This window comes from Ruegeria sp. BC7 (assembly GCF_056539165.1).
Genome location: NZ_JBQFUL010000001.1, coordinates 777458 through 804235 on the forward strand (window position 1 = coordinate 777458; position 26778 = coordinate 804235).

The 26778-nt window shown below is 56.0% G+C and carries 29 protein-coding genes; 11 read left to right on the forward strand and 18 right to left on the reverse strand.

Annotated elements, in window-relative coordinates; translation table 11 throughout:
* Positions 1-9: 9 nt before the first annotated feature.
* The 3 genes from ACR0KS_RS03595 to ACR0KS_RS03605 are packed head-to-tail and all read right to left on the reverse strand — an operon-like array spanning position 10 to position 4348.
* Positions 10-1185 carry an aminomethyl transferase family protein gene (locus ACR0KS_RS03595; protein ID WP_170482781.1) on the reverse strand — a complete coding sequence of 392 codons (1176 nt, stop codon included), beginning with the start codon at positions 1183-1185 and terminating at the stop codon, positions 10-12.
* Positions 1182-2714 (reverse strand): phytoene desaturase family protein, encoded by a 1533-nt coding sequence (locus ACR0KS_RS03600; protein WP_170482778.1) that lies wholly within the window; start codon positions 2712-2714, stop codon positions 1182-1184. The genes ACR0KS_RS03595 and ACR0KS_RS03600 overlap by 4 nt, the downstream gene beginning before the upstream one ends.
* Positions 2711-4348, reverse strand: a complete 1638-nt coding sequence (locus tag ACR0KS_RS03605) for a phytoene desaturase family protein (RefSeq protein ID WP_170482774.1) — start codon at positions 4346-4348, stop codon at positions 2711-2713. Before ACR0KS_RS03605 ends, ACR0KS_RS03600 begins: the two co-directional genes overlap by 4 nt.
* A gap of 139 nt (positions 4349-4487) precedes the next feature.
* On the opposite strand from ACR0KS_RS03605, the gene ACR0KS_RS03610 reads away from it, so the two are divergent.
* Entirely contained in the window at positions 4488-5126 is a 639-nt protein-coding gene (locus ACR0KS_RS03610; RefSeq protein ID WP_170482771.1) for a TetR family transcriptional regulator C-terminal domain-containing protein, read from the forward strand.
* Positions 5127-5153: 27 nt separating this feature from the next.
* Positions 5154-6506, forward strand: coding sequence for an MATE family efflux transporter (locus ACR0KS_RS03615; RefSeq protein WP_170482767.1), 1353 nt, complete (start codon positions 5154-5156; stop codon positions 6504-6506).
* 21 nt (positions 6507-6527) lie between these two features.
* Here the strand turns inward: ACR0KS_RS03615 and ACR0KS_RS03620 are convergent, their stop codons facing one another.
* The gene (locus ACR0KS_RS03620; RefSeq protein ID WP_170482764.1) at positions 6528-7820 is read right to left on the reverse strand and encodes an NAD(P)/FAD-dependent oxidoreductase; all 1293 of its coding nucleotides are present in this window, start codon (positions 7818-7820) and stop codon (positions 6528-6530) included.
* Positions 7821-7898: 78 nt separating this feature from the next.
* Here ACR0KS_RS03620 and ACR0KS_RS03625 point away from each other — a divergent pair, with 78 nt between their 5' ends.
* The 4 genes from ACR0KS_RS03625 (at position 7899) to ACR0KS_RS03640 (ending at position 11718) form a co-directional block, all read left to right on the forward strand.
* Positions 7899-8228 carry a hypothetical protein gene (locus tag ACR0KS_RS03625; RefSeq protein WP_170482760.1) on the forward strand — a complete coding sequence of 110 codons (330 nt, stop codon included), beginning with the start codon at positions 7899-7901 and terminating at the stop codon, positions 8226-8228.
* A 174-nt stretch (positions 8229-8402) separates the two neighbouring features.
* Entirely contained in the window at positions 8403-9071 is a 669-nt protein-coding gene (locus tag ACR0KS_RS03630; protein WP_371810595.1) for a TetR family transcriptional regulator C-terminal domain-containing protein, read from the forward strand.
* A gap of 75 nt (positions 9072-9146) precedes the next feature.
* A complete protein-coding gene (locus ACR0KS_RS03635; RefSeq protein WP_170562719.1) occupies positions 9147-11204 on the forward strand; it encodes an oxidoreductase in 2058 nt (685 codons plus the stop codon).
* A 61-nt stretch (positions 11205-11265) separates the two neighbouring features.
* Positions 11266-11718 (forward strand): GNAT family N-acetyltransferase, encoded by a 453-nt coding sequence (locus ACR0KS_RS03640; protein WP_170482750.1) that lies wholly within the window; start codon positions 11266-11268, stop codon positions 11716-11718.
* Between the two features lie 134 nt (positions 11719-11852).
* Here ACR0KS_RS03640 and ACR0KS_RS03645 read toward each other — a convergent pair whose 3' ends face one another.
* The 14 genes from ACR0KS_RS03645 to secG all read right to left on the reverse strand — a co-directional run bounded on the left by ACR0KS_RS03645 (position 11853) and on the right by secG (position 23242).
* A complete protein-coding gene (locus tag ACR0KS_RS03645; protein WP_170562722.1) occupies positions 11853-12551 on the reverse strand; it encodes a hypothetical protein in 699 nt (232 codons plus the stop codon).
* A 48-nt stretch (positions 12552-12599) separates the two neighbouring features.
* Positions 12600-12803, reverse strand: coding sequence for a hypothetical protein (locus ACR0KS_RS03650; RefSeq protein ID WP_170549186.1), 204 nt, complete (start codon positions 12801-12803; stop codon positions 12600-12602).
* A gap of 104 nt (positions 12804-12907) precedes the next feature.
* On the reverse strand, positions 12908-13342 hold the full coding sequence (locus tag ACR0KS_RS03655; RefSeq protein WP_170803170.1) for a hypothetical protein: 435 nt from the start codon (positions 13340-13342) through the stop codon (positions 12908-12910).
* Positions 13339-14580 carry a tyrosine-type recombinase/integrase gene (locus ACR0KS_RS03660; protein ID WP_170482738.1) on the reverse strand — a complete coding sequence of 414 codons (1242 nt, stop codon included), beginning with the start codon at positions 14578-14580 and terminating at the stop codon, positions 13339-13341. The genes ACR0KS_RS03655 and ACR0KS_RS03660 overlap by 4 nt, the downstream gene beginning before the upstream one ends.
* A 397-nt stretch (positions 14581-14977) precedes the next feature.
* Positions 14978-15784 (reverse strand): ABC transporter permease subunit, encoded by an 807-nt coding sequence (locus ACR0KS_RS03665; RefSeq protein WP_170383619.1) that lies wholly within the window; start codon positions 15782-15784, stop codon positions 14978-14980.
* Positions 15781-16668: an ABC transporter permease subunit gene (locus ACR0KS_RS03670; RefSeq protein ID WP_170562725.1), complete on the reverse strand. Its 888-nt coding sequence runs from the start codon at positions 16666-16668 to the stop codon at positions 15781-15783. Before ACR0KS_RS03670 ends, ACR0KS_RS03665 begins: the two co-directional genes overlap by 4 nt.
* A gap of 80 nt (positions 16669-16748) precedes the next feature.
* Positions 16749-17498, reverse strand: coding sequence for a transporter substrate-binding domain-containing protein (locus tag ACR0KS_RS03675; protein WP_170383623.1), 750 nt, complete (start codon positions 17496-17498; stop codon positions 16749-16751).
* Between the two features lie 31 nt (positions 17499-17529).
* A complete protein-coding gene (locus ACR0KS_RS03680) occupies positions 17530-18306 on the reverse strand; it encodes an amino acid ABC transporter ATP-binding protein (RefSeq protein ID WP_170383625.1) in 777 nt (258 codons plus the stop codon).
* 125 nt (positions 18307-18431) lie between these two features.
* Entirely contained in the window at positions 18432-19184 is a 753-nt protein-coding gene (locus ACR0KS_RS03685; RefSeq protein WP_170562728.1) for a PhnD/SsuA/transferrin family substrate-binding protein, read from the reverse strand.
* Positions 19181-19618 carry a tellurite resistance TerB family protein gene (locus ACR0KS_RS03690; RefSeq protein WP_170383629.1) on the reverse strand — a complete coding sequence of 146 codons (438 nt, stop codon included), beginning with the start codon at positions 19616-19618 and terminating at the stop codon, positions 19181-19183. Before ACR0KS_RS03690 ends, ACR0KS_RS03685 begins: the two co-directional genes overlap by 4 nt.
* A 20-nt stretch (positions 19619-19638) precedes the next feature.
* On the reverse strand, positions 19639-20088 hold the full coding sequence (locus ACR0KS_RS03695) for a tellurite resistance TerB family protein (RefSeq protein WP_170383631.1): 450 nt from the start codon (positions 20086-20088) through the stop codon (positions 19639-19641).
* Between the two features lie 113 nt (positions 20089-20201).
* Entirely contained in the window at positions 20202-20969 is a 768-nt protein-coding gene (locus tag ACR0KS_RS03700; RefSeq protein WP_170562731.1) for an isocitrate lyase/PEP mutase family protein, read from the reverse strand.
* 103 nt (positions 20970-21072) lie between these two features.
* Positions 21073-22716 (reverse strand): CTP synthase, encoded by a 1644-nt coding sequence (locus tag ACR0KS_RS03705; RefSeq protein WP_170562734.1) that lies wholly within the window; start codon positions 22714-22716, stop codon positions 21073-21075.
* A gap of 160 nt (positions 22717-22876) precedes the next feature.
* Positions 22877-23242: a preprotein translocase subunit SecG gene (gene secG / locus ACR0KS_RS03710; RefSeq protein WP_170563386.1), complete on the reverse strand. Its 366-nt coding sequence runs from the start codon at positions 23240-23242 to the stop codon at positions 22877-22879.
* A 150-nt stretch (positions 23243-23392) separates the two neighbouring features.
* Between secG and nthA the strand changes: the two genes are divergently transcribed.
* The 5 genes from nthA to ACR0KS_RS03735 all read left to right on the forward strand — a co-directional run bounded on the left by nthA (position 23393) and on the right by ACR0KS_RS03735 (position 26773).
* The gene (gene nthA / locus ACR0KS_RS03715; RefSeq protein ID WP_170562737.1) at positions 23393-24007 is read left to right on the forward strand and encodes a nitrile hydratase subunit alpha; all 615 of its coding nucleotides are present in this window, start codon (positions 23393-23395) and stop codon (positions 24005-24007) included.
* Entirely contained in the window at positions 24004-24684 is a 681-nt protein-coding gene (nthB, locus tag ACR0KS_RS03720; protein WP_170562739.1) for a nitrile hydratase subunit beta, read from the forward strand. The genes nthA and nthB overlap by 4 nt, the downstream gene beginning before the upstream one ends.
* On the forward strand, positions 24681-25019 hold the full coding sequence (locus tag ACR0KS_RS03725) for a nitrile hydratase accessory protein (protein WP_170562742.1): 339 nt from the start codon (positions 24681-24683) through the stop codon (positions 25017-25019). Before nthB ends, ACR0KS_RS03725 begins: the two co-directional genes overlap by 4 nt.
* Before the next feature lie 216 nt (positions 25020-25235).
* Positions 25236-26531, forward strand: coding sequence for an adenylosuccinate synthase (locus tag ACR0KS_RS03730; protein ID WP_170562745.1), 1296 nt, complete (start codon positions 25236-25238; stop codon positions 26529-26531).
* On the forward strand, positions 26531-26773 hold the full coding sequence (locus ACR0KS_RS03735) for a DUF2842 domain-containing protein (protein ID WP_170482711.1): 243 nt from the start codon (positions 26531-26533) through the stop codon (positions 26771-26773). The genes ACR0KS_RS03730 and ACR0KS_RS03735 overlap by 1 nt, the downstream gene beginning before the upstream one ends.
* Positions 26774-26778: the final 5 nt, after the last annotated feature.

A 26778-nucleotide genomic window follows, 5' to 3' on the forward strand; every position in this document is an offset into this window, starting at 1 on the left:
GCTTCTCCTTTAGGTACGAGCCGGTGGCGTAGCACGCGCGCGGGGCGGTGCGAAAAAGGCTTTGGTGACAGGTGTGAGGCGCGCCATCCTGGTGCGCCATTTGCCTTCTTGCAGAGTGTAAATCTCGGCCTTCCAGCCGGATGACCGACCAGCATCCGGCATACGGACATGGGCCAACGCAATGTTGCGCTTGGCGGTCGGCGACCATATTCCGGACGTTATGTGTCCAATTTCTTTTTTGCGTCGGTTGTAGATCAATGACCCTTCTGAGGGCTTGAAACCTTCAACATCGAAACGCATGAGGAGGCTTTTTGGAGCCTCTCGCTTGGACAGCAGCTCTCGCCGGCCATTGAAATGACCTTTGTTGAAGTCGACTAGCCGGCCCAGACCAAGTTCGAATGGTGTTTGGCCTCGGTGCAACCGTTCGGTAGCATGAACCGGTTGAAAATCCACACCTGCGGTCAGAAAACCGGCTTCGATGCGGGCCAAGTTTACAGCTTCGTATCCAATGGCGCGCAGTCCCTGATGTTCGCCACCTTTCCAAATTCTGTCCCAAAGCGCTTCTGCCTTGCCCCAGTCGCACCAGAGCTCGTAACCTAAATCACCGGTAAAACCCGTCCGCGAGATCATGAGACTGTGGTCAATTTGGGCGAGATCGAATGGCTTCAGCTTGCTGACATCTAAACCAGCGGCTTCCAAAACTGCGTAAGAGGTCGGCCCTTGCAGCGAAAGTCCAGCAACACTGTGAGTTTCGTCAACGACTGAAACGTCAAACCCCCATGCAGCATCTAGCAACCAAGTCAGCATTTGTTCCTGACAGCAAAGGCGCCAATCGTTGTCGCCAAGATGGAAAAGAGTTCCGTCATCGATGACCATACCCTCTTCATCACACCAGACTGCGTACCCCACGCGACCAACGCTGATTTTTCGGACGTCCCGAGTCACGAGGCGATTGAGCATCGCGGTCGTGTCTGGCCCGGTCAATCGGTATTTGTGCATTGGCGAGATGTCGAACAAGGATGCCTGATTTCGCAGCGCGAAGTACTCGAACTCGACACTGTCCAGCAGACCTGGGGCAGCATAGCCGGCCCAATCGTACCAATTTTGTGCGCGATTTTGCTCTTCGAGTTTTTTGTGAAACGGCCCGGGTATCAAACCGAGTTTTGGATCGGTAAAGATGCTCATGGCTGAGCCTCTAGTGTCGCCAGCGCCGCATTGCGACCAGCGAGACCCATGACATCACCACCGGGGTGCGTTGCTGCACCGCATTGGAACAGCCCTTTCGGCCCCATGGAGTATCTGGACATCCCGTTCGCGGGCCGAAGTGTCAGGAGCTGGTCCAAAGACATTTCTGCATGGTGCCAGTGCCCGCCGGGCGCTCCGGTTGCGCTTTCGATTTGATCCGGTGTTATAACCTGTCTACCTGCAATTTGATCACCCAAGCCGGGCAGGGCGCGGCTAAGAGTTTCAACTGTAATTTGCGCCAGCTGTTCCTTTGCAGTCTCGGTCCAGCCGCCTTCAAGGTCAGATGGCGCATATTGCACAATGGTTGACAGCCAGCTTGCCCCGTCGGCTGTCTGCACTTTGAAGGCTTCAATCACAGGTGCTTTGGACATTTGACGATACTTGGCCGGATTGAACGCAGCTTCGACGTATTCCACAGAGGGAGCATAGATAAGACGTTCTTGAGCCAACTCGTCGCTCAGGCCGGGTAGGGCGGAGCCATCCCTTAGCCGTAGATTGACCTTTGCCGTTGTTCCACGCGCCCGTATATTTCGCACTCGCCGCATCGTTTCGATGTCAAAGGCAGATGGGCCGGTCATTCGGCTTGTTAGTTTTGGGGCAAGGTTGCTGAGCACAATGGGTGCCGCAATGGTTCGTCCATCAGTGGCTTCCACTCCAGAGACTGCATCGTTATCCAACAGAATGCGGGATACTTCAGTGTCCGGCATAAGCAGGCAACCTGCCTTTTGTGCAGCTTCCACCATCAAGTCGGTTAACGCGCACATCCCGCCTGCTGGTTGAGTGATGGTCCCTCCGTGACCGAAACGATAGATCAAATTGAACACCGTGCCCGGAGATCTTGGACCGGTGGCTGTCCCCCAGATTGCATCAGCAGCAAGCATTCCAGCCACCGGTCCTCCCGAAAGGTCATCTATGACAATGTCTTGGACATTGGATAAGACAATCTGCAGGAAACGCCGCATTTCAGATTTACCCAGCTTTTTCAGGCCTATGCCCAGTTTTGCCAGGCGCAAAAACTCGTTGAGTCCACCCCTGGAAAGGATGGCCTTTTGACCCCCAGGAGGTGGAGCCTCGGCGAGTTGGCGCAAAAGGTCTCCATACGTAATTAACTGGCGTGTCAGAACGGACCAGGCATCTGATTCCGGATGTTTCGTCCCGTCGCTCCAGTACACGCCGTCGTTCTTGAAGACGATGTGCCGCCCATCCTCAGACAGAGAGACTGTGGAGACGGGTTTACCGGACAGGACAGGGTGTTGAGTATCTATGCCGACATCACCCAAGGCCCGCGAGCTCAGGTTGTAAAGCGAGTGGGCGAGAGTCGGGCCGCCGTCCACAGAATAAGACGCCATGCCGCCGAACCTGTCGGATTTCTCGATTATACAGACATTCTTGCCGCGTCTACTAAGTAGTGTTCCGGCAATCAGGCCGTTTACACCGCCGCCAATAACAATCGCATCAAATTGGCTCATGCGGCATACCCCTTCATTCGGCCATGTCGTGTTTCTTTCCTGAGAATAGCCCGGGCAGCGTTTGCACCTGGGGCTCCCATAACCCCACCGCCGGGATGAGCGGACGACCCGCACAAATAAAGCCCCTTGATTGGTAAATTGTACTGCGACCAACCCGGGACGGGCCGATTGAAGAAAAGCTGATCAAAAGTTAGTTCGCCTTGGAAAATGTTGCCCTCTGTTAGACCGACCTCGCGCTCGATTTCCAATGGTGAACGCACTTCCATATGAACGACGCGCTCGCGAATATCGGGACAGGCCACAGACATCTGGTCGAGTACAGTTTCTGCCATCGCGCTGCGCTGCTTTTCATCCCAATTCTCTGCGGATCTAACGCCGTCGACTTCTAGATCATAAGGAGCATATTGGACGAAAACCGTCATCATGTGGGCACCTGTTGGCGCCATAGTCGGATCAATCTGGCTGGGGATGAGCATGTCGATATAAGGCTTTTCCGACCAGCGCCCGACTTTCCAATCATCATAGGCCTTTTCAAGTTCAAGGAGGCTCTGCGACACATGCAAATCACCCCTGAGAAAGCTGGTGTGCTCGGGTGCTGCAGGGAAATTTGGAAAGCGGTCAAGAGCGATGTTGAGTTTAGCCGAAGACCCACGGATTTTGAAGTTTCGCACCGCCTTGGTGAAGTCATCCGGTAACTCGGCCGCGTCAATATGGTGCAGAACAGTGCGTTTGATATCCATATTGGAGGCAACGACAGGGGCATAAAAAACCTTGCCGTCTTCAAGAGCCACGCCTTCAACGCGGCCGTCTTTACTGAGGATTTTCTCAACCCCCGAACCCGTATGGATCGTACCCCCGTGCTCTTTGAATGAGGCAGCAATCGCATTCGAGATCGCGCCCATCCCGCCGCGCGCGAAACCCCAAGCACCGATGCCGCCATCAATGTCCCCCATGTAGTGATGAAGAAGTACGTAGGCCGTCCCGGGCGAGTACACTCCGAGGCCGGTTCCGATAATACCTGAACCTGCCAAATGGGCTTTAATCAGGTCGTTTTCGAAGTGTTCATCTAGAAAGTCACCAATGGACATTGTCCAGAATTTCAGCGTTTCACCAAGCTCCCGATTACCCAGCCCATGTGCTTTTTTTACGAGGTATGCCAGTTCGCCGAGATCGCGCGGATGGAGAGAAGCGGGGTCCGGTGCGTCCCGAAGTAAAAACGGACGGATAAAACGGCATTGCCGCATGATGGCTTGCGAATAGCGGCGATAGGCGTCGGCATCATTTTCAGAATGACGTTCCATCTCACGCTTCAGAGCGTTGTGGTCGGAATAGTAGGCGAAGTAATCCCCATCGCGCGTGAAGCTCGCGCCGCCTTCATACGGAATAACCTGAAGACCGTATTTTGGTAGCTCGAGGTCCCTAGCAATCTCGCGCCGCAGGAGGGAACAAACGTATGAGCAGTTCGAGTATGTCCAACCCTCGTGTAACGACCGGCTGACTGCCGCGCCACCGATCCAGTCGTTCTTTTCGACCACCAAAACACGCATGCCAGCGCGCGCCAAATAGGCGGCGGCGGTTAATCCGTTGTGACCAGCGCCAGCCACAATCACATCGTATCTGTTATCAACCGTCAAATTGTTCCATCCCTTTCTCTTCCGTTTACAGATCGGGTGCGCGTTCGTAAAGTTTATTTGAGCGCTCAAATAAATTTCAAGCTATTGACGCATCTTTTTTGCGCGCTGTAGATGGCTGCATTCGTAGGAGGAGCGACAATTGGTCGAAGCTGAGCGGAAACGTCCTCGCAAAGAGCGGAAGGAGAACGCAGATCGTCGTCGCCGGCAGCTGCTGGACGCGGCTTGCCGCTCTATATTGACCCATGGACTAGCAAAAACGACGCTTGCAACGGTCGCGTCTGAGGCTGGGCTTTCTCAGGGTGTCGCGGCGTTTTACTTCAAGTCAAAACTAGGTCTTCTGACAGAAACTTTGCGCGACCTTTACCAGCGTTACGAAAAGCACTGGACAGCTTCTTTAGAGCTAGCAGGGGACAAGCCGGCCGAAAAGATAAGGGCTTTGATAAAAGCTGACTTCCACCCGGAAGCCTGTGGTCCCGATGTCTTGCCCCTTTGGTATGCATTTTGGGGCGAGCTTCGATTTCAACTGCAGTATGACGAAGTTGCCGAGCATTTTGAGACACGTCGAAGAGAGACTTTGAGATTGATCTGGAATGAACTGCTCTCAGCAGACGACGCTATTTCAGCAGATCAAATGGCTGAATGGATGGAGACATTGACGGATGGCTATTGGCAACGATTGCATCTCGCTCCGGAAGGCCTGAGCCGAAAGCAGGCGGAGCAAGCTGCCTGGGGATGCCTTGTTCGATTGGTTCCAGAATTACTTGGAGATACGGCTTAGTCAATTTCGACTGAAAGGCCCCACAATATGACGCGAGTGCGGATATCGAAGCGGCCTCGGCCATCCTGGGGCGCCATTATAAAAGAGGCGCGTTACCTTGCGCGGCTTGCTCTCCCGATCGTCATTTCTCTTGCTGCTGCTGCTTTGATTGGTGTCGTTGACACAGTGATGGTGGCCCCGTTGGGAACGCTTCCTTTGGCGGCGGTCTCAATTACGGCCTCGGTGCTGATTATTTTCTATTCAGCGCTCTACGGCTTTGTGTCCGCAATTGGGGTGCGCATGGCAGAAGCTTTTGGGAAAACGAGTGACCAAGGGCTGGCAGCAGCGACAAGCGCCGGGATTTTTGTTGCCCTGGTCGTGGGGTCAGTTGGCGCTGTTGCAATGATCTGCCTTAAGCCTGCTCTTTCTTGGATTGGGCAGCCGCCTGAAGTGGTCAGTCTAATAGGTGGGTACTGGATCGCGATGTGCCTACTTTTGGTGCCCTTTACGGTTTTCTATACTCTGAAGGCTCTTTTTGACGCCATGGACCGTCCGTGGATTGGAGTTGGTCTTGCGTTTCTTGCGGTCGGTTTCAACATCCCTTCAAACTATGTTTTGATCCATGGAGTTGGTGGCTGGCCGGGTCTGGGTCTCCTCGGCGCCGGGATGGCAAGTCTGTTGTCTCAGATAGTGCCGTTGATCATGGCGCTCGTGATTTTGCGAGTGTGGAAAAGAAAGAGAGGTTTCTTGAGGGCCAAGATTTTCGACTGGTCCGAGGTCAAAGCGCAGATCAAAGAAGGCTTCATTATATCCGTTGGTTATCTGGGGGAGGGGGCCGCTTACGCAGTTGCCGGCCTTATGCTTGGTTGGTTCAGCGCCGCCGCGCTCGCCGCGCATCAAATCGTTTCCGCGGTCAGTGACGTCATTTACATGGTGCCGTTAGGCGTTTCGATTGCGATTTCGATACGCGTAGCTCAGGCAATTGGTGCCGATGAAAGAGAAAGGTTGAAGCCGATTGTGTTGGCTTCGTTGTTGGTGGTCGTTGGTTGGATGGCCGTTGTCGTGACTGGTATTTTGTTTGGCCGAGCCCCTTTGGCAAACAGCCTGTCAGATGACCCAGAGGTCGTTTCTCTCGCGATATCGATGTTCCTTGTGATTGCGGCAATGCAGGTTGCAGATGGTGTGCAAGGAACGATGCTAGGCGCTTTCCGGGGCATGATGGACAATCACGTTCCTGTTGCTATTACCCTGATTGCCTATTGGGTTTTTGCATTGCCGCTTGGATATGCGCTGGGCTTTTGGCTTGGGTTCGGCCCCAATGGAGTTTGGATTGGGTACGGCTCAGGTCTCTCTTTGGCCGCTATCGCGTTGACCTTTCGCTTCTTCTCTAAAAACCGGTAGTCGGCGCTGTTTGCCAGCTCACTAAAGGCCCAACTTGTCTAAGAGTTTAAGGCGTAGGATTTCTGCTTCGACAAGAGTTTCTTTCGCGAATGAGAAGGGCAGTGGTTTGAGGAGAGTAACCGGAAATTCCAGCTCGTCCGCTTTGGTTCCTGTTGCCCATTTGGCAAGGACACGCCCCATTGCCGTGGCGATGGCTACGCCGCGCCCATTGTATCCCAGACCTGTCATAACCCCCGGAGTGATCTCATGCAGGTGTGGATAATGATCTTTTGTCAAAGCGACAAAGCCACCCCATTCGTATTCCCACTGAACTCTGGACAATTGGGGGAAAAGTTCGACAGAAATGCGTTTCAACCGCTCAATTTGTTTGAGAGTGGACTTGTCGTTGTAGGTGCCGCGACCTCCCATCAGAAAGCGACCGTCGGCATCTTGCCTGAAATAGAGAAGTAGGCGTCGTGCGTCTGACAAAGCGTTGCCTTCTGGCAGAATTGACTGGCGGACATTGTCGGACAGGGGCGACGTGGCTACCTGAACCGAGCGAACGGGTAAAACTGATTTAGCCAACCGCGGATGCAGATCTCCAGAATAGGCGTTCGTGCAGATCAGCACTTTTTCTGAGATGACAGCTCCTTTGGGAGTTTCGACGCGAAAGCGGCCGGCTTCGGATTTAATCTGATTGGCAGGCGTTTCGCCGAAGATTTGCACGCCATTGCGGCGACCTGCTTCAGCCAGTCCAAGTGCATAATTCAGCGGGTGCAAAACACCACCGCGGCGATCCAGAACACCACCAAGGTAGGTTTCGGTCCCGGTAAGACGTTTCATTTCGCTTTGATCAAGCTGTCTCATGCCCCCGCCGTATTTGTCCCAATCCTCGGCTAGCTTGTGCAATTCCCTGAGTGTTTTGTGGGTATGAGCGGCGCGCAGCCAGCCAGGGCGCTTTGCATCGCACTCAATGTCGTACCGGTCCACTAAGTCAAACACAAGGTCGCCAGCGTCACCGGCCATTTGGATCATTCTGGTTCCCCTGAAATCTCCAAACTTTGCTTTGATGCCCGTCGGCCCGTCTTTTAGGCCCACGTTGACTTGGCCGCCATTGCGTCCCGACGCTCCCCATCCTGGGTGCTGCGCATCGACCAGAATAACGTTGACGCCTTGCTCGGCTAAATGAATCGCTGCCGAAAGCCCGGTGAACCCTGCTCCAATCACAGTCACGTCCGATTTCTGTTCGCCAACGAGTTGGGGGTACTCGGTCGGATAAGCTGCAGTTGCTGACCACAGACTGTTCGCGATGACGGGGTTTTCGTTGCGGATCATCTATGGGCCTCGCGCTTGCCTTGCGGGGGGAATTGCATAAGTTTGGCTGACGATGCTTTGCCGTAAGGTTTGTGACGAATGCCAAGACTGTTGAACCAATTTGATTTGAAGCCAACCGTCGAATTCGACGCCTTCGAGCAAGCTTGGAGCGCGTTTGTCGAACATTTGGTCACGACAGGTCTAGCCACGAACGGGACGCCTTTGTGTATACGCAACCCCACAAGTGGCTACGATACCGACGAGCAGCGTGATCATTCGCTTATGGCAGTTATCGAGTTTAGGGATCAATTGCAGGCCGATGCAGCGTGGGTGGCCATTGAGGATCGCATTGAGCCTCTGGGGGCTTTACATCGCAGGGTTATTTCTATGGTACACGACCCGCTTTTCACGTTTTGGTCGGAACTTTAGTTCGACGGTTGCGAACATGGGGATTGTTTTCACATCATTTTCCCTTCATCATTGAATGATCATTCAATCAATGACATATAACCTTTAGATGTCAAATCCTCACTGGCTGGATGAAAATGGCTGTTGGGGGAAGGCAAAACCGATGAACTGCTTTAGTTGATGGGATGCATTCGGGTGAGACAATCGCCAATCGAAAAAACAAACCCTGAGGGGCGACGACGTACCGAGTCCAAAGAGGTGAGGCGTCAGCAACTCATCGACGCTACAATCGACTCGATTGCTCAGAACGGAATTGGCGGAACGACCATGTCCACCGTGACCGAGATTGCAGGTCTGTCGCTCGGCATCGTCAACTTCCACTTCAAAAGCAAACAAAAATTGCTCGAAGAAACGCTGCTGTTTCTCGCCAACGAACACCACGAACAGTGGTTGGAAGCCTTCGATAGCGCAGGCTTGTCAGCGCCAGAAAAGCTGTTGGCTATCGTCGATGCGCATTTTCACCCCCAAATTTGCACTCCAAAGAAACTAGCCGTTTGGTTTGCGTTTTTTGGAGAGGCAGGGCGGCGCAAAGTCTACCGCAATCTTATCAATGACATCGACCAGGAGCGGTACAATATCGCGCTGCGCCTGTGTTCCGAAATTTCTGAGGACGGTGGATACGACGATATCCCGCCAACGCAAGTCGCCAACATACTCGAGGCTCTTTACGACGGAATCTGGCTAGAGCTTTTGACTTACCCCGAGAATTTTCAACGTTCTGTTGCCCGGGATCACATCACCGCCTTCCTTTCCAAGGTCTACCCGGATCACTTTCGAATGCCCGTGTTCAACAACGGTGATTGAAACAGAACGGCTCTCAAACCGGAAACTTCAAAAAAAATCATCCAGCGAATGACGCAGCTAACTAAGGCTAAAAATATGGGTAGGGACTCTCGCTACGACATCCTTTTCGAACCAATCCAAATCGGGCCGGTTACTGCGCCAAATCGGTTTTATCAGGTACCACACTGTACCGGTATGGGCTGGCAATACCCGCGCACACTTGCCGCGATGCGCAAAGTGAAGGCGCAAGGCGGATGGGGCGTCATATGCACGGAATACAACTCTATCCATCCATCATCTGACGACCTGCCGCACCCTTATGCGTCGCTTTGGGATGACAGTGATGTTCGGGCGCATGCGCTTATGACCGATGCGGTTCACGAATACGGTAGCCTTGCAGGGGCTGAGCTTTGGTACGGAGGCGCCAACTCGAACAACTTGTTTTCCCGCTTGCCGAGCATGGATGTAGACAGTCGCCCCAATGCGAAAGGGCACCCTTTTCAGACACGCGCAATGGACAAGCAGGACATCCGGGATTTACGCCGCTGGCATCGAAAGGCCGCTATAAGGGCACGAGACGCGGGTTTTGACGTTGTCTATGTTTACGCAACGCACGGATACCTGATCTCGAACTTTCTACATCCGCGCGTGAACACGCGCAGCGACGAATATGGTGGCAGCTTAGAAAACAGGGTGCGACTTACTCGGGAGTTAATTCAGGAAACCAAAGACGCCGTTGGCGACCGGTGCGCTGTGGCCGTTCGGTTCTCGGCAGACGAAGAGATCGGCGAGGATGGCCAGCCAATCTATGGTGAGCGACGAGAGATGTTTGAGATGCTCTCTGACCTGCCGGATTTGTGGGATATCAACATCGCAGATTACTCTGTCGAGATGGGTGTGTCCCGTTTTACCAAAGAGGCCGCACTTGAACCTTACATGCATTGGGTCAAATCCGTGACGGACAAGCCCGTCGTGACCGTTGGTCGTTTCACGTCGCCGGATACCATGGTCTCGCAAGTCAGGCGGGGGATTACGGATTTCATTGGGGCTGCGCGCCCGTCGATTGCTGATCCATACCTTCCCAAAAAGATTGAGGAAGGGCGCTTGTCCTCGATCCGCGAGTGTATCGGATGCAATGTTTGTTACGCCAGTGACTCGATAGGGGTACCTATTCGATGCACTCAGAACCCAACAATGGGGGAGGAGTGGCGCAAAGGATGGCACCCTGAAATCATTCGTGAGAAACCCTCAGATGCACGCGTTCTGATCGTAGGGGCAGGCGCTGCTGGACTGGAAGCAGCACGGGCACTTGGCGTGCGTGGGTATGATGTTCAATTGGCAGAAGCTACTCGTGAGTTGGGTGGCAGGGTCTCTCGCGAAGCGGCTCTGCCTGGAATGAGCGAGTACATTCGCGTCAAAGATTATCGCGAGCAGCAATTGATCGAGATGCCCAACGTTGAAATCTACCGTGAAAGCCCGCTGACAGTTGACGATATCTTGGCTGTTGATGCTGACCACGTTGCGATCGCAACCGGCGCGACCTGGCGGAAGGATTATTTTGACGAAGAACGTTTTGTCCCGGTCGCAGAAGGAGCCGTCCTAAGTCGCGTTTTCACCCCCGATGACATCATGGATGGAAAGCTTCCCGATGGACCGACGCTCGTTTTCGATGGGGACGGCTACTACATGGCCAGCGTTATCGCTGAGAAAATACGGGCTCAGGGAAATGCCGTCACGCTGGTTACACCATCTGACAGTGTTTCTGACTGGGCCGAAAAAACGTCCGAACGTTGGCGCATCCGAACGCATCTGCTTCGATTGGGGGTTGAGGTCCTGCCGTCAAAGTCGCTCAAGCATTTCGATGGCGAAATCGCAGAGTTGGAGTGCACCTATGGTGGGCCAAGTGTGACCGTTCCGGTTGCCAATATTGTTATGGTTACTGCTCGGAAGCCAAATGATGGCCTCTACAGCGGATTGCTAGGGCGGATGAGTTTTGAGGACTTGAAGTTTAGCCTTCGTCGTATTGGTGATTGTGACGCTCCGGCGATAATTGCGGCAGCGGTTTATTCAGGCCATCGATACGCCCAGGAGTTGGGCGAGGCGGTGGATAAGGACATTCCACTTTTACATGACCGAGTGGATGTCGGGCATTAGCTCATTTGACTGTATTACGCGATCTCGATTGAACGCATAAAAAAACAAGGAGAAACCATCCATGCCAGAAGGCTTAACTATCCGTCCGCTCGAATTGCGAGACAACGAACAGTGGCGCCGACTGTGGACAGCATACTTGGATTTCTACGAGACCTCTGTCCCAGAAGAAGTCTATGAGGTTTCCTTCAATAGACTGTTGTCAACGGATGCAGGCGAATACAATTGTCTGATCGCTGAGTTGGACGGAAAACCGGTTGGATTAGCGCACTATCTCTACCATAGGTTCATGTGGTCGGTGGAGGATACGTGTTATCTTATGGATCTTTTCACTGATCCAAAGGTCAGGGGAAAAGGCGTTGGTCGAGCTCTGATCGACTCTGTCTTCCAGATCGCCAAGCAGGACGGTGTTCCAACCACCTACTGGACAACTCAAGAATTCAACTACGCAGGTCGAGTTCTGTACGACAAGGTGGCTAAAAAAACGCCATTTATTGTCTATGAAAAAGACGAATAACTTGTGCCGTCTTGCCGAAAAAAACATCTTGTTGCGGGGAGGGGTTTAGTAGCCTTCTTCCATGCAAAATCGATCCCAGAAAAATAATTCAAAACCAGCCGTGGGGCTACTTGATTGGCGGTGATGCTGTATGTTCAGTTCCCATTGTCGCCCCGAGTAGTGAAGATTTTTTTGCACGTTGAAGGATCGACGTAAGCAAGGAAATCGTCCTGTATTGGCGGCACGGCACCGCCGGTGCGGTAGACCGAGACGGTTTCCTGCACCAGCGGCACCTGGAACGCCTTCTCGACCAGAACATCCGGATTGAACCGCCGGGAAAAATCCGAATAGACCAGTTTGGCCGGCACCTGCTTGTTTGGCGGCAGAGAACCGGGTAAGCGGAAAATCCGCGTGATGTCGGTCACGCACGGGTCCGTCAGTCCGCCCTCGGACGCGCTGCGCAGGACCGTGGCGACCTCGCTAGGGTCGCGCACAATTCGGTTCAGGGCGTAAACCCATTGCGTGGACCCCGGCTTAGTTTCGAGGATGAGCGTGGGCTTGACCGGCGGCTCCTTGATCCGGACGCCGTTCTTCACCTCGCCCACGTCGTCCAGACCGATCAGCGGCGTCCCAGTCCAGCGTTCCTTGCGCCGCCGGAAGTCATGCGCCGTGGTGGGCGTGTTGAATTCGAACAAGTGCAGGGAGAAATGCGTGTCCGCCCCGGTCAGAATACTGAAGGGCCACGGGCGGGCGACATATGCGCCGCTCTTGTATTGAACGCCAATGCACACGCTCTCTGTGGGGCCGATATCGTAGACCGACCGGGTGAACAGTTTTTCCAGAAACTCATCCATAGTGCATCTCCGACAATACGGACGCCAAGCGTTTCTCGGCGGGGGTCGTCATTGCGCGGCGTCGGATTTCAACGGCGCGTTGTTCTCGCGGTGATAGCGGACCGCTCCGCCAAACTTTACGAATGGAATTTTTGGATGTTCCCTCAGCCGGTCCTTGCGCAAGAAGGACAAGCTTAGTTGAAGCTCCGCCGCCTTCTGATGCTCGGTCAGCATTACTGCGTCGGCAGGCGGGGTGTCGGGATAAATGGACATTTCAGCACCTTCGATTCGTTTAAGGTGCCACCCAATATTCCCATTTTTTCACGTGTGGCTACAGTCTTGCTTTCCAAGTGCGCGCACTTGGAAAACAAAGTCTTTCAGGGGCTGAAACGCGACAAACTTTCGACTTCGAGACGGGCCCTACCGGGTGTAAGACCTTTGTTTCGTTTTTGTAGGTACCTGCGGGCCGTTTCAAGTCGCCGTCCGGTGAGCTTGCAAAACTCTCGGATAAAAGAGTTTCGCTGAGTTGGTTCGAGGGGCCACATGTCGGCAAAGACGGGGGCTACTCTCACGAGCAGATCAGTGTACTCAAGTTCCGACACCTTCGGGCGAGCAGGGTCGGATCGCTCGAGAGCTATCTCAACGAGTCGCCGAACGACATGCCAACGACTGTCAGCAGCAGCAGCGGCGACGGCGTTCTTGATGAGCGCGGCCGTCGTTTGCTGCTTCGCGTCGGGTTTGTTGGCCATCTCCATTGCCATTATCATCGCTATCATTTTTAGGTCGCGTGATGTCAGGTCGTCGGGGGTCATGACAGCAGACCGGTCTCGATACGCTCGGCAAATTCGTGGAGTTGGGGGCGTAAAGATTTTGCATAGGCTTCGGTGATGTCACCCGTGCTATGACCCACCAGCATCTTAATCGCTACACTCGGTACGCCAATCATCTCAGCGGTGGAAATGTAGGTCCGCCGCAGATCATGCGGTGTGATGTCGCCGACGCCGATGCGTTTCAGGGCCTTGCGAGGGTCGCGGGCTGGCCCACTTCCCCGCACTGCCGGGAACACCCATTCGTCAGACGCGCCGCGCTGGGCGTCAAGGATGGAGCGCATTCCGGGCGTTATCGGGCGTTTGAGTTCCACGCCCGCCTTCATCCGCTCGGCGGGAATGGTGATGACATTGGCCCCGACTTCCATCCAGCGCAGATGCAGGATTTCATCGCGGCGACAACCCGTCAGGAACAGCATCTGCAAGGCACGATACAGAGTGCCAGTCGGCCCGAGGTGAACCGCCAGACGCTCGGCCTCTGTCCACCACAGCGGGCGCTCAGTCGGTGTAAGCGCACCCTCGCGAGGAGGTGTGGGCTTAACCGCCTTGCGCTTGCCTGTCAGCTTGCTCACCGGGTTGGGAGATGGCTCCTGTCCTGCGGGATGGGCGTCGGCCCATGACTGCCACAGCGCCCGAACCGAACGCAGTGCGTTGGACGCCGAGGCCGGGGAAGTCACGCCCAGCATGCGGCGGTATTCGTCCCGCACCATCTCGGGCGTAATGTCGCTCATCCTTACATCGGCGAGAAACATCCGTTTCACGGCGTACCCGTAGCTTTCGATGGTGGAGGCCCGGACGTGTGGGTTTTCCTGCCCGTGGAATGTGGGCGCACTGTAGATTGTCAAGTCCAAGAGGTCGCGTTCACGTGCGTCCATCGCCGCTCTGTCGGTTGGGCTGAGATAGGTGCCTGCGGCCAACTCAGCCATAATTGCCTGCGCTTTATCGCGGGCAGCTTCGATGGTGCCGGGTTTGGTTGCCGGGGCGAACTCGGCGATACTGATGCGGTACAGCTTGCCCCGCACCTTCCGTTCGACACCCAGCATCCACGCCGAGGTCTGTTTGCGGCACACGAACCCGCGCAAGTCGGTGTCACGCAGCGTGACGCCGGTGGTGTCGGCGAATACCGTGGTCGCGCGGGTGAGGGTCTGCTTGCCGAACCGGAAGCGGCGCGGCTCCTCGGGCTGGGCTTCCGACTTGGGCAGGGGCACTACATTTGCAGACATAGGCGATGGTCCTTTCATCGTCTGGGTCAAGAACCCCGTTCCGATTGCAGTCGGGGCGGGGTTCGTTTTCAGAACACTTGACTGTCGACCTCAGAAATACGCTCAAGGCAACTTTGAGGCAACTCCAAAAATGATAAACCAGGGGTAAGGGGGGTGAAATCAGAGCACTCAGAACGAGGCTATAGTCATTATTTTTATATCCTTATCGCAATGTGTGGGTAATAGGGGAAAAGGTAGTGCACTTGATTGTGGATCCAGAGGTCTCCTGTTCAAGCCAGGGAGGCGGTACCACTTCTTCCTAATATATCCCCGCGCAATGTATTGAAATTCCGTGTCGGAACGAAAAACGGGCCTGCGTTTGCAAGCCCGTCATTGGTTGTTTTCTAACGCAGGTGGGTCAGCGGGCGAGGTTAAGACGGAACCTCAGCTTGGCTTTTTGTGCTGTTGGCAGGTGGCGGTTCAGTCGTTTGTTGACCAGGCTGAACCCCCAGACGATCACCAGCGTCAGCAGAATGAAGTAAAAGGCCAGAATCGGGTAGGGGACGAATGGGTTAAAGGTCTTGTCTGCAAAATAGCTGGCGTAATACAGGGCGTCGCCCCGTTGTTGCCAGGCCGGGAACGCCGAGAAAAAGACCAGCGTTGTAGACTGAAACAGGAAGATCGCCTCGTTCGTGTAAGCAGGCCACGCGAGCCGCAGCATGGTGGGCCAAATGATACGGCGAAAGCGGGACCAGCCAGACATGCCATAGGCATCGGCGGCTTCTATGTCGCCTTTGGGAATGGATCGCAGGGCACCGTAGAAAATCTCGCCTGAATAGGCTGCCGTGTTCAGGAACAGCACGATCAGCGCCCCAAGCCACGCCGAGGTGAACGCATCGAACATCGGGTAGGACTTCTTCAGAGACAGGAACAGGAAGTACGCAAAGAAGAATTGGATGAACAAGGGTGAGCCGCGGAAGATAAAAATGAACCATTCCGAGGGTTTGCGAAACCATTTGTTCGGTGACGCTTTGCCCAGTGCCACGGCCGTTGCTAGAAAGAAGCCGGTGGTCAGAGCCACAATCCCGAAATAGATATTCCAGATCATCCCCGAGCCGATCAGGGTGAAATGCTCGCACAGCGTAAAGTCGGTCTTGGGAAGCAAGCGTTCACCAATTCCGATCGAGCGCAGACCGTAGTCCTGAATGGTTTGCAAACAGCTCATGCGGTCGTCTCCTTGCGCAGCAGCTCTCCGCCAGAGGTGGCTTGGCCGTGAGACAGGCGACGCATCAGTTTCTCAAGCCCGATCTCTGAAATCCGGGTCATGCCAAGGTAGAAGATCAGCAAGAACAGGAAGTACCACATGCGCCAGTCGCCATGCGGGTAGTCGGTGAACCGCGACGTCTTGGTGCCCCCGAGTTCGCGGGCCCAATAGACGATGTCTTCGATGCCAAGCAAGAACAGCAGTGGCGTCGCCTTGATCAGAACCATCCAGAGATTCGAGAGGCCGGGCAGGGCGTAGACCCACATCTGGGGCACCAGGATGCGCCAAAAGGTCTGGCGAGGGGTCAGGCCGTAAGCTGCGGCTGTTTCCAACTGGGCGTGCGGCACGGCCCGCATCCCACCGAACAGGACGTTGGCCGCAAAAGCTCCGAACACGATCGAGAACGTGATGACGGCGAGGAAAAACCCGTATGTCTCATGCACCCATTCGGGCGCGCTGCCCAGTGGCAGTTTGGCAGCCTGACAGACGAGGAAGTCGTTGCCCTGTCTTACCGGTTCCGTCCAATCCGGGCACAAAACCTGATGTCTGGTCCACTCGAACGCCTGATCAAGCGCGATCACGAAGAAAAGAAAGAATGCAATGTCCGGCACGCCGCGCACGATAGCGATATACCCCTTTCCCAGCCAACTGAGCGGTAGGAAATGCGATCGCGCGGCCATTGCGCCAGCGAAGCCGAACCCCAGCGCTACGGGGGCTGTCACCGCCAGCAGAGCCAGCACTTTGACAAATGACAGGTAGAAAGACCAATGCACGCCGTTGGTCAGATAGCAGGAAAACCATCGGAATGTGCCGAGCGTATCGGGATCAGCGCAGTAGGAGAACATTAGGCGTCTTTCAAACGTCTGGCCCGGTCCAAAACCGGGGTGGTCCGGCGCGCAAAGCGCCGAACCGGTGTCAAAAAGGCTTAGTTGGTTACGATCGAACCGTCAGCACCATAGGTCGGAACGCCTTCGCCGAACCATTTGACCAGCAGTTCGTTCAGGCTGCCATCCTCTTTCATCGAGGTGATGGCCGCATCGAACTTGCCGCGCAGCTCGGCGTCGCTTTCACGCAGACCCATGCCAACGCCGCCGCCCAGCGGAACGTCAGGTCCGACGAAGATCAGTTCGCCAGCCGATTCCTCAACCAGCGGTGCCAGATAGTCTTTGTCAGCGAAAACGGCATCGGCTTCACCGTTGCGGACGGCAGCGATGGTTTCTTCGGGTGTCGCGAACTCGACCAGGGTTGCACCGCTTTCGGCAATGTGACCAGCCTGAATGGTCGCGGTTTGCGCCGCCACGATACCGCTGTCCAGATCAACACCGTCCGAGGCCGCTACGTAAGCCGATGCGGTGGGCGGAAAGTAGTTCTGGGTAAAGTCGATAACCTCGTCGCGCTCATCCGTGATCGACATGCCCGCGATGATGGTGTCGTAGTTGCCCGAGACCAGGTTCGGGATGATCGAATCCCAATCGTTCTTGACCCATTCGCACTCGAGATTGGCGCGCTTGCACAGTTCGTCACCTACTTCACGCTCGAACCCGTCGATTTCGCCGGCATCGTTGATGAAGTTATACGGAGGGTAGGCCCCCTCGGTTCCCATGCGGACGGTGTCAGCCATCGCGATGCCCGCGGTCAGCGCCAGTGCTGCTGTGGTCAGAATCAGGTTTTTCATTGGTATCTCCCCAGTTGGTTCTGTCCTGAAATTATGCCGCCTTGGTGGCGGAGAGAAAGCCCTGAAGCCGTGCGGATTCAGGGGTCGTGAAGATGTCTTCCGGCAAGCCTTCTTCTTCTATGAGGCCTTGGTGAAGGAAAACAACGTGGCTTGAAATATCGGCTGCCATTTTCATGTCATGGGTGACAATGATCATGGTCCGGCCCTCGGCGGCAAGATCCTTGATGACCTTGATCACCTCTTGTTCAAGTTCGGGGTCCAGCGCCGAAGTCGGTTCGTCGAACAGCAAGGCTTCGGGTTCCATGCAAAGCGCACGGGCTATGGCTGCGCGCTGCTGCTGGCCGCCCGATAGCTGGGCAGGGTAGGAATCACACTTGTCGCCAATGCCTACTTTTTCCAGGTACTTTCGAGCACTGTCTTCGACTTCGGCCTTGTCGCGCCCCAAAACGGTGATGGGGGCTTCCATCACGTTTTGCAGAATCGTCATGTGGGCCCATAGGTTGAACTGCTGGAAAACCATCGACAGGTTGGTGCGGATACGCAGGACCTGTTTGGCATCGGCGGGGCGGCGGTGATGCAGATTGCCCGCCCATCGCACCGGTTCACCTTTGAACAGGATTTCCCCCTGTTGGCTGTCCTCCAACAGGTTGCAGCAACGCAGTAGGGTGGACTTGCCGGACCCAGACGAGCCGATCAAGGACACGACATCGCCGCGTCTGGCCGTAATATCCACCCCTTTCAGCACCTCAAGATTGCCGAAACTCTTGTGTAGGTTTTTGATCTCGATGACCGGAGTGGAATCTGTCACGGGAGCCCTGAGTGTTATTGGTGTCGGTGCGGTACTAGGGCTTAATTTTCAGAGCAATGCAATGCGCAAATGACGCGTTCCGGGTCAGAAACCGCCAAATTGACCAGAGGTTCTTGCCAAATCGGTCAGGTATTGAGCAGTTCAGTGGCCGCGGGCACAGGATTGGGAACCGCCAGATAATCGGTGGTAGGGATCGAAATCAGCCCCCGCAAATGCAGCAAATCTCGGTCCTGTTCGGCAAGCGAACGTATCGCGGCGCGAACGGCCTGTGCGATGGCCAGCGGATCCTGTGTCGCGGCCGTTATGTATGGCAAGGCCGGTGTCGCAGATGTCGCTGCAACATCGCGCAAGGCTGACCCAATGTCGGTATGCTCTTTGAGCAGTTCCCACGTAACAGCGTCCAGACAGGCGAAATCTGCGCGCCCTTCGGCGACATACTGGGCCGATACCGCGTGGCCTCCGGTCTGTAAAACTTGCGCAGGCAGCCGACCGTTGCGGGCAAGGTGAACCATCGGAGCAGCCCAGCCCGATTGGGACAAAGGCTCATTGAAGGCAAATGTGCCACTTACAAGCTGGTCCAGACCGCGTGGATCGTCCCGCCGGGCAACAAAGATCGAAAGATAGTATCCCGGGGGGCACCCGTCCAAACCATAATCCGGCGTTCCAACCAGCTTGACCCCGCCGTGCAGTCGCGTGCGATAGGGCATTCCACAGGTTTGCGCGAACAGCAGGTCGGGACTTTGCCACACGTCCCAGACATCTTCGTCTCGGGTAAGGTGGGAGGGGCCAAAACCCAGGTTTTCGCGAATCAATGACCAAAAGCGATCATTTGCGGATCGCAGCGCGGGCATGTCGTACATGCCCAGCATGGCTATCACGATTTGGCCGCCTTTTGCCGCGCCCGGGCCGAGTCGACATCGCTGACCCCTAGCAAGCTCACCACCAAACGAAGCAGGGAATCTTCCTCGCCCGTGCGGTGCCCGTCGGCCAGTGCAACCGACCACAGCGCCTGAACCACCGCCAGACGGTCGTCATATGCAACGGCTTCCTTGATCGCGCGTGTAAATCGAACCGTGTCCGGGGCTTCGGCCTCAAGGTCTTCGGCGCGGGCGCGTAGCGCGGCAGCTTCAAACGGTGACAGCCCATAACGCTCGGCAGAGATACGGTCGATTCGCGACATCTCGCTGTCGGCATAATCATTATCGGACCTGGCAATGCGCACCAACAGGGCGGTCAAGGCCAGACGTGCATCATCATCGGCAAGCGGGTCGGGCTGTGGCTGTGTCAGCCGGGACAGGAAATCACTAAACATGCGCAAGATATAGAGGCCGCCTAAGTTTCTTCCAAGCGCCTTTGGACCCGATCGCGCGCTGTCTGACTGTCCTTGAAGCTTAGGCCCATTGCGATGCGAGCTTCTTCGACGATTTTCATCTCACCTTCGTCCGAATTTCCGTCAGCCAGCACAACCTCCCAAAGAGCGTCAAGAGCGGCAAGGCGTTCGTGAAGGTCGGTGGTTTCCCGGATCAGCTTTCCGAACGTATCCGTTTCGGGCGCCGCCGCGTGCAGCTTTTCGCAAGTGGCGCGAACTTTGGCTGCCTCGATCGCGTTGTGCTGATAGAGGCGGGCCAGAATACGGTCGATCAGGCTGATTTCTTCCAGTTTGTAATCGCGATCTGCCTGCGCAACGCGGACCATAAGCGCGCCCAAAGCCAGTTCAGCGTCCGGGTCGGGAAGGTTGTCATGCTGCGGCGGGCGAAAAGCCTGAAAGAACTTTTTCAACATGGTGCGAGGTTATTCCATATTTTGTAGACCGCCAAGCGTGGACAACACGTCATAGGCGTAAATCGTCAAAAGTCCGCCTGCGGCGGATCGGCCAATTGGCTTATTCTGTTTTCTTAGCTCAACGCCTCTTTAGCCTTTTCCTGCAGCCACGCCAGCATATTCCTGTACGGAACCGGACCGTAGCTGATACGCGCCACCCCCAGAGAAGCGAGGGTGGACTTGTCCGGAGTTCCGGGCAACGCAATGATATTGAGCGGCAGATTGGTTGAGTCGACCAATTCTGAAATCATAGCTTCATCCTTCAGGCCGGGGGCGAAAAAGCCGCTTGCACCGGCGTCTGCATAAGCCGCGGCGCGGGCCATTGCTTCGTCCAACATGGCCCTGTCATGTGTGTCCGGATGGGCCTTTAGGAATATGTCCGTGCGGGCATTGATGAAAGCAGGGATACCTGATGCGTCGCAGCCCTCGCGCATGGCTTCGACCCGCGCGGCCTGCGTTTCAATGTCATAAAGTTTATTTGTGCCAATGATTTGATCCTCGAAGTTAAAGCCGACAGCGCCCGTTTCCAACGCGCGCTGAGCATTGACGGCGATCCCCACGGTATCCTCGGCATAGGCTCCTTCGATGTCCATTGTTACTGGCACGTCCACCGCGCCGACGATCCTGCGCGCATTTTCCAGCGCTAATTCAAAGGGGATATTCTGCCCGTCCGCGTAACCTTGCGCCATGGCAACCGGTGCGCTTCCGGTGGCAATAGCCTTGGCGCCAGCATCGCTTACGGCAGCGGCACTGCCCGCGTCCCATATGTTGTAGAGTACAACCGGATCGCCCTTTTTGTGCAGGGCTGCAAATGTCTCTGCGCGCGTGACCTGATCTGCCATGACCATCCTCCTGTCGCCGTGGTGAGGACAGTTAAAAGCGCAAACGGTCGGTGCGTACAGGTTTTTTCGCACCGACCGCTAAATCGCAGAAATGTTAGGAAAGTCAGACCAGACGAGAGGTGTCTTTGGCGGCCCGCACAAAATCACGGAATAGGGGGTGAGGATCGAAGGGCTTCGATTTCAGTTCCGGATGGTACTGCACTCCGATGAACCACGGGTGATCCGACCATTCCACGATTTCCGGCAGACGTCCGTCAGGGGACATGCCCGAGAATTTCAGCCCGGCCTTTTCCAACTGCTCGCGGTATTTGATGTCGACCTCATAGCGGTGGCGGTGACGCTCCTCGATGTTGGTGCCGCCGTAAACCTCGGCCACTTTCGAGCCATCGGCCAGAACCGCATCATAAGCGCCCAGTCGCATGGTGCCGCCTTTGTCATCACCGACCTTGCGTTCCACCTTGTGGTTGCCCTGAACCCATTCTTTCAGGTGATAAACCACGGGTTCAAAACGCTTTTTGCCTGCTTCGTGGTCGAATTCTTCGGAGCCCGCCTCTTTGATGCCAGCCGCGTTCCGGGCCGCTTCGATAACGGCCATCTGCATGCCAAGACAGATACCCAGATAGGGAACCTTATGCTCTCGCGCGTATTGCGCGGCTTTGATCTTGCCTTCCGTGCCGCGCTCGCCGAACCCGCCGGGGACGAGGATGGCATGGAAGCCTTCCAGATGCGGCGCGGCGTCTTCGGTGTCGAACACCTCGGCGTCAACCCACTCGACCTTGACCTTGACGCGGTTGGCCATGCCGCCATGGGTCAGAGCCTCGGCAATCGACTTATAGGCATCTTCCAACTGCGTGTATTTGCCGACGATAGCGACCTTCACCTCGCCCTCGGCGTTATGGATGCGGTCGCTGACGTCTTCCCATTTCGTCAGATCGGGTTTCGGGGCAGGGCTGATTTGGAAGGCGTCCAGAACGGCCTGATCCAGACCTTCCTTGTGATACGCCAGCGGCGCGTCATAGATCGTGCTCAGGTCCTGCGCCGCGATAACGCTGTCAGGGCGCACGTTACAGAACAGGGCCAGCTTTTCGCGTTCTTTCTTTGGGATCGGACCTTCTGACCGGCAGACTAGAATATCGGGGGCCAGACCAATCGAGCGCAGTTCCTTGACCGAGTGCTGGGTCGGCTTGGTTTTCAACTCACCGGACGCCTTGATGTAGGGCAGCAGCGTCAGGTGCATGAACATACACTGGCCACGCGGCTTGTCCTGGCTGAACTGACGGATGGCTTCAAAGAAGGGCAGACCTTCGATGTCACCTACGGTGCCGCCGATCTCACACAGCATGAAATCGACCTCATCCTCGCCAATGGCGATGAAGTCCTTGATCTCGTTGGTGACGTGCGGGATCACCTGAATGGTCTTGCCGAGGTAATCTCCGCGGCGCTCTTTTTCCAATACGTTGGAATAGATCCGCCCCGAGCTGATCGAGTCGGTCTTGCGCGCGGCCACGCCCGTAAACCGTTCGTAGTGCCCAAGGTCCAGATCGGTCTCGGCCCCGTCATCGGTGACGAACACTTCGCCATGTTCAAAGGGCGACATGGTGCCGGGGTCGACGTTCAGATAAGGGTCCAGCTTGCGCAGCCGGACCGAGTAGCCCCGAGCCTGCAACAGCGCGCCCAAAGCCGCCGAAGCCAGTCCTTTGCCCAAGGACGAAACCACACCACCAGTGATGAAAATAAATCGCGCCATAGTTTTTCGGCTGCTCCCGTGAGACGTCAAAATAAGCTGCCCGGCGGTTCCGAAAAACCGCTGCATCACGGGACTTCACGTATAAAGGATTCGCGCCAAAAGCGCAAGAGAACCGCAAGATGCTGTTGCAGTCCTCTTTCAGGTTTCTAGGTTTGGTAGATCAGTCGGCTTGCGGGATCAGCGGCGCGTTGTCGCCCTGTGCCGGAGGCAGCAGATCATCCGCTTCGGGAACCGTTGTTTCGCTTTCTTCGGTCGCTGCCGGAGCCGGAACACCCAGACGATCGATAACCGAACTTCCCGATGATTTCTGAGCCGATAGAATAGTCAGCGTGATCGACGTGACGATAAAGCAAGCGGCCAGAATCCATGTGACCTTGCCCAACGCAGTCGCCGCAGCGCGGCCGCTCACGGCGCCGCCACCGCCGCCACCCATGCCGAGGCCACCTCCTTCGGATCGCTGCATCAGAACAACGGCGATCAGGCCCAGAGCCAGAAGAAGATGGATGATGAGAACGACGTTTTCCATGGTGGTCCTGTACAGCGTGACGTGTATCGCGAGGTACTTATGCAAGTTTGGTTCCGGGGGCAAGTCACGAGTTCTCATCACACGCCTTGATGTGGCAGATCACACCAAAGGGGCTGGACAGATTGGCAGATGGTGGCGCAACCTTCCGCTATGCCGCACGATGATCACGATCACCCGCACGCCTTGCTGCCGCCTGAACCCGCCCTGCGGGTCAAGGCTCTGGAAACGATTCTGACCCGGAAGGGACTGATCGATCCAGCGGCGTTGGATGAAATCATCGACACTTATCAAAACAAGATAGGGCCAAAAAACGGCGCAGGGGTCGTTGCGAAGGCTTGGACCGATCCAGAATTCAAGCGAGCGTTGCTAGAGGACGCAACGCCGGTCGTGGCCGAGCTTGGTTTCTATGGGCGTCAGGGCGAGCACATCGTCGTGGTCGAAAATACGCCCGAGCAGCACAACATGGTCGTTTGCACGTTGTGCAGTTGCTATCCGTGGCCGCTGCTTGGTATTCCGCCCGGCTGGTATAAATCCGACGCCTATCGCGCCCGTGCGGTTCGCGAGCCTCGAAAGGTTCTGGCAGAGTTCGGGGTTGCGCTGCCAAGTGGAACGGCTGTGCGTGTTTGGGATTCGACTGCCGAGATTCGCTACCTTGTCTTGCCTATGCGACCTGCCGGATCGGAAGGGCTGGACGATGGCGAACTGGCCGCTCTGGTGACACGAGACAGTATGATCGGCACTGGACTGCCCAGAGTTCCCTCATGACACGCGTGCACGACATGGGCGGGCGGTTTGGAGACGGTCCCGTGTTGCCAGATGGGGAAGACGCCCCTGTCTTTTCCCAGGAATGGCACGGGCGCGCATTGGCTGTCACTCTGGCCGCAGGTTTCTTGGGGCAATGGAATATAGACATCTCCCGGCACGCGCGTGAAAGGCTTTCACCCAAAGATTACGCTCGGTTTTCCTACTACGAAAAGTGGATATCTGCTCTGGCCGATCTGCTGGTTGAACGGGGCGTCCTGACGGTGGATGACTTAGCCGGTAGGGACGCATTACAAGACTCGCATCCGCTGAGGTCGCGCATGCTGCAAGCAGATGCTGTCGCTGGCGCATTGTCCAGAGGCGGCCCGGCAGACCGTGCCTCGGGTGTGCCGGTGAAATTTTCAGTGGGACAAAGCGTCCGAACTGTTCGTCCTAGCGCGAACCGCCTTGTTGATGGCGGGCACACAAGGCTGCCGAACTATGCGGCAGGGGCAGAGGGGCGGATTCTGCGTTTGCACGGCACGCACGTATTTCCAGACTCCAACGCGCATGGCCTCGGAGAAGCGCCGGAGCCTCTATTCGCAGTGGTCTTTCTGGCGTCTGAACTATGGACGAACCCGGAAAACCCGCGGGATGAGGTCATTCTCGACCTTTGGCAAAGCTACCTGGAGCCCACATGAGCCACAGCGATAACCAATCAGCACCACAGCCAGTTTTTGACGAACCTTGGCATGCTCAGATTTTTGCTGTGACAGTCGCATTGAACGAGGCTGGACGATTGGGTTGGTCAGACTGGGCCGCGCGGTTCTCTGCAACTCTACAGCGTTACAGATTAGACCGGGAACTGAGCGGTGGGGACGATTACTTCCGCGCTTGGCTGGAAACGTTGGAACAGTTTCTGGCTGAGCAGGGTGCCACCCAGTCCGGGGAACTCGCGAACATAAGTGCTGCTTGGAGAGAAGCCTATTTGACTACACCCCACGGGCAGCCGGTGGTATTGTCTGGTCTGCCGTAGGGGGGGGCGCTGCTCCCGCCGCCCGTTCCGGGCGACTCCCCCGGGATATTTTCAGCCAGATGAACAAGGGATCCGAACTTCATCTGGCTTGTAAATATCCCCGCCGGAGGCACCGCGCGAAGCGCGGTTCTGAACTGCGGCGAATTACCGGTTTCCCTGCGGCTGTCACATCGTTATACGAGCCGAGTTTGATAAATCAGCGCTAAAGGACCGGATATGGCCAATGTGGTTGTTGTCGGCGCCCAATGGGGTGACGAAGGAAAAGGCAAGATCGTCGACTGGCTCAGCGAGCGAGCAGATGTAATCGCGCGTTTTCAAGGTGGGCACAATGCCGGCCATACGTTGGTCATTGATGGCGCAGTGTATAAATTGCACGCGCTTCCCTCGGGCGTTGTACGGGGCGGTAAGTTGAGTGTCATTGGAAACGGCGTTGTTCTCGATCCTTGGCACCTGATCAAAGAAATTGGAACAGTCCGGGCGCAGGGCGTCGAGATTACTCCTGAAACACTGATGATTGCCGAAAACACGCCGTTGATTTTGCCGATCCATGGTGAGCTTGATCGCGCACGCGAGGAAGCGGCCAGTAAGGGAACGAAGATCGGAACGACCGGTCGCGGCATTGGTCCAGCATACGAGGACAAAGTGGGGCGCCGGTCCGTGCGTGTCGCCGATCTTGCGGATGAAGCTACGTTGGAAGCTCGGGTGGATCGCGCGTTGCAGCACCATGACCCGTTGCGCAAAGGGCTGGGCATCGCGCCTGTCGATCGCGATGCATTGATTGCGGAGCTGAAGGAAATCGCGTCTGAAATCCTACCCTTCGCCGCACCCGTCTGGAAGGTGCTGAATGAAAAGCGCAAGGCAGGTAAGCGAATCCTGTTTGAGGGGGCTCAGGGTGCCCTCTTGGATATCGACTTTGGAACCTATCCGTTTGTGACGTCCTCTAACGTAATCGCGGGGCAGGCGGCCACAGGTGTCGGCATCGGGCCGGGTTCAATCGATTTCGTCTTGGGGATTGTCAAAGCGTATACGACTCGGGTTGGTGAAGGTCCGTTCCCGACGGAGTTGGACGACGCTGACGGTCAGCGCCTTGGAGAGCGCGGCCACGAGTTTGGCACGACCACCGGCCGCAAGCGGCGTTGTGGGTGGTTTGACGCCTGCCTTGTACGCCAAACTTGTGCGACCAGTGGTGTAAACGGGATCTCGTTGACCAAGCTCGACGTATTGGACGGGTTTGAAACACTTAAAATCTGCACTGGGTACGAGTTGGACGGCGAGCATTTGGATTACCTGCCAACCGCGGCTGATCAGCAGGCGCGATGCACTCCCATCTATGAAGAGATGCCGGGGTGGAGCGAATCCACGGAAGGCGCGCGGAGCTGGGCAGACCTGCCGGCGAACGCGATCAAATACGTGCGTCGGGTAGAAGAATTGATCGAGTGTCCCGTCGCACTCTTGTCCACCAGCCCGGAGCGGGACGACACCATTCTGGTGACCGACCCATTCGCCGACTGATGGTCGACGAAAAGAAGCCCGGCCTTAGCTACAAAGCCCGTCGGCGCTGGTCGCTGGTATTGCTGTTGGTCGGGCTGCCTGCTTACATCGTGGCGGTTGTGACGGTCGTGAACTGGCTTGACCGTCCACCGATCTGGTTGGAACTTCTGGTTTATGTGGTTCTGGGCGTTTTGTGGGCTTTGCCATTCAAATTCGTTTTCAGAGGCGTGGGCAAAGAAGACCCCAATCAATCCTCTGATTAGGCGTT

Excerpts from the sequence above, each read along its gene's own strand:
- ACR0KS_RS03595 (WP_170482781.1), bottom strand. The coding sequence starts at position 1,185 with ATGAGCATCTTTACCGATCCAAAACTCGGTTTGATACCCGGGCCGTTT.
- ACR0KS_RS03600 (WP_170482778.1), bottom strand. The coding sequence starts at position 2,714 with ATGAGCCAATTTGATGCGATTGTTATTGGCGGCGGTGTAAACGGCCTG.
- ACR0KS_RS03615 (WP_170482767.1), top strand. The coding sequence starts at position 5,154 with ATGACGCGAGTGCGGATATCGAAGCGGCCTCGGCCATCCTGGGGCGCC.
- ACR0KS_RS03620 (WP_170482764.1), bottom strand. The coding sequence starts at position 7,820 with ATGATCCGCAACGAAAACCCCGTCATCGCGAACAGTCTGTGGTCAGCA.
- ACR0KS_RS03625 (WP_170482760.1), top strand. The coding sequence starts at position 7,899 with ATGCCAAGACTGTTGAACCAATTTGATTTGAAGCCAACCGTCGAATTC.
- ACR0KS_RS03635 (WP_170562719.1), top strand. The coding sequence starts at position 9,147 with ATGGGTAGGGACTCTCGCTACGACATCCTTTTCGAACCAATCCAAATC.
- ACR0KS_RS03640 (WP_170482750.1), top strand. The coding sequence starts at position 11,266 with ATGCCAGAAGGCTTAACTATCCGTCCGCTCGAATTGCGAGACAACGAA.
- ACR0KS_RS03645 (WP_170562722.1), bottom strand. The coding sequence starts at position 12,551 with ATGGATGAGTTTCTGGAAAAACTGTTCACCCGGTCGGTCTACGATATC.
- ACR0KS_RS03650 (WP_170549186.1), bottom strand. The coding sequence starts at position 12,803 with ATGTCCATTTATCCCGACACCCCGCCTGCCGACGCAGTAATGCTGACC.
- ACR0KS_RS03655 (WP_170803170.1), bottom strand. The coding sequence starts at position 13,342 with ATGACCCCCGACGACCTGACATCACGCGACCTAAAAATGATAGCGATG.
- ACR0KS_RS03660 (WP_170482738.1), bottom strand. The coding sequence starts at position 14,580 with ATGTCTGCAAATGTAGTGCCCCTGCCCAAGTCGGAAGCCCAGCCCGAG.
- ACR0KS_RS03665 (WP_170383619.1), bottom strand. The coding sequence starts at position 15,784 with ATGAGCTGTTTGCAAACCATTCAGGACTACGGTCTGCGCTCGATCGGA.
- ACR0KS_RS03670 (WP_170562725.1), bottom strand. The coding sequence starts at position 16,668 with ATGTTCTCCTACTGCGCTGATCCCGATACGCTCGGCACATTCCGATGG.
- ACR0KS_RS03675 (WP_170383623.1), bottom strand. The coding sequence starts at position 17,498 with ATGAAAAACCTGATTCTGACCACAGCAGCACTGGCGCTGACCGCGGGC.
- ACR0KS_RS03690 (WP_170383629.1), bottom strand. The coding sequence starts at position 19,618 with ATGTTTAGTGATTTCCTGTCCCGGCTGACACAGCCACAGCCCGACCCG.
- ACR0KS_RS03695 (WP_170383631.1), bottom strand. The coding sequence starts at position 20,088 with ATGTTGAAAAAGTTCTTTCAGGCTTTTCGCCCGCCGCAGCATGACAAC.
- ACR0KS_RS03700 (WP_170562731.1), bottom strand. The coding sequence starts at position 20,969 with ATGGCAGATCAGGTCACGCGCGCAGAGACATTTGCAGCCCTGCACAAA.
- ACR0KS_RS03705 (WP_170562734.1), bottom strand. The coding sequence starts at position 22,716 with ATGGCGCGATTTATTTTCATCACTGGTGGTGTGGTTTCGTCCTTGGGC.
- secG (WP_170563386.1), bottom strand. The coding sequence starts at position 23,242 with ATGGAAAACGTCGTTCTCATCATCCATCTTCTTCTGGCTCTGGGCCTG.
- nthA (WP_170562737.1), top strand. The coding sequence starts at position 23,393 with ATGCCGCACGATGATCACGATCACCCGCACGCCTTGCTGCCGCCTGAA.
- nthB (WP_170562739.1), top strand. The coding sequence starts at position 24,004 with ATGACACGCGTGCACGACATGGGCGGGCGGTTTGGAGACGGTCCCGTG.
- ACR0KS_RS03725 (WP_170562742.1), top strand. The coding sequence starts at position 24,681 with ATGAGCCACAGCGATAACCAATCAGCACCACAGCCAGTTTTTGACGAA.
- ACR0KS_RS03730 (WP_170562745.1), top strand. The coding sequence starts at position 25,236 with ATGGCCAATGTGGTTGTTGTCGGCGCCCAATGGGGTGACGAAGGAAAA.
- ACR0KS_RS03735 (WP_170482711.1), top strand. The coding sequence starts at position 26,531 with ATGGTCGACGAAAAGAAGCCCGGCCTTAGCTACAAAGCCCGTCGGCGC.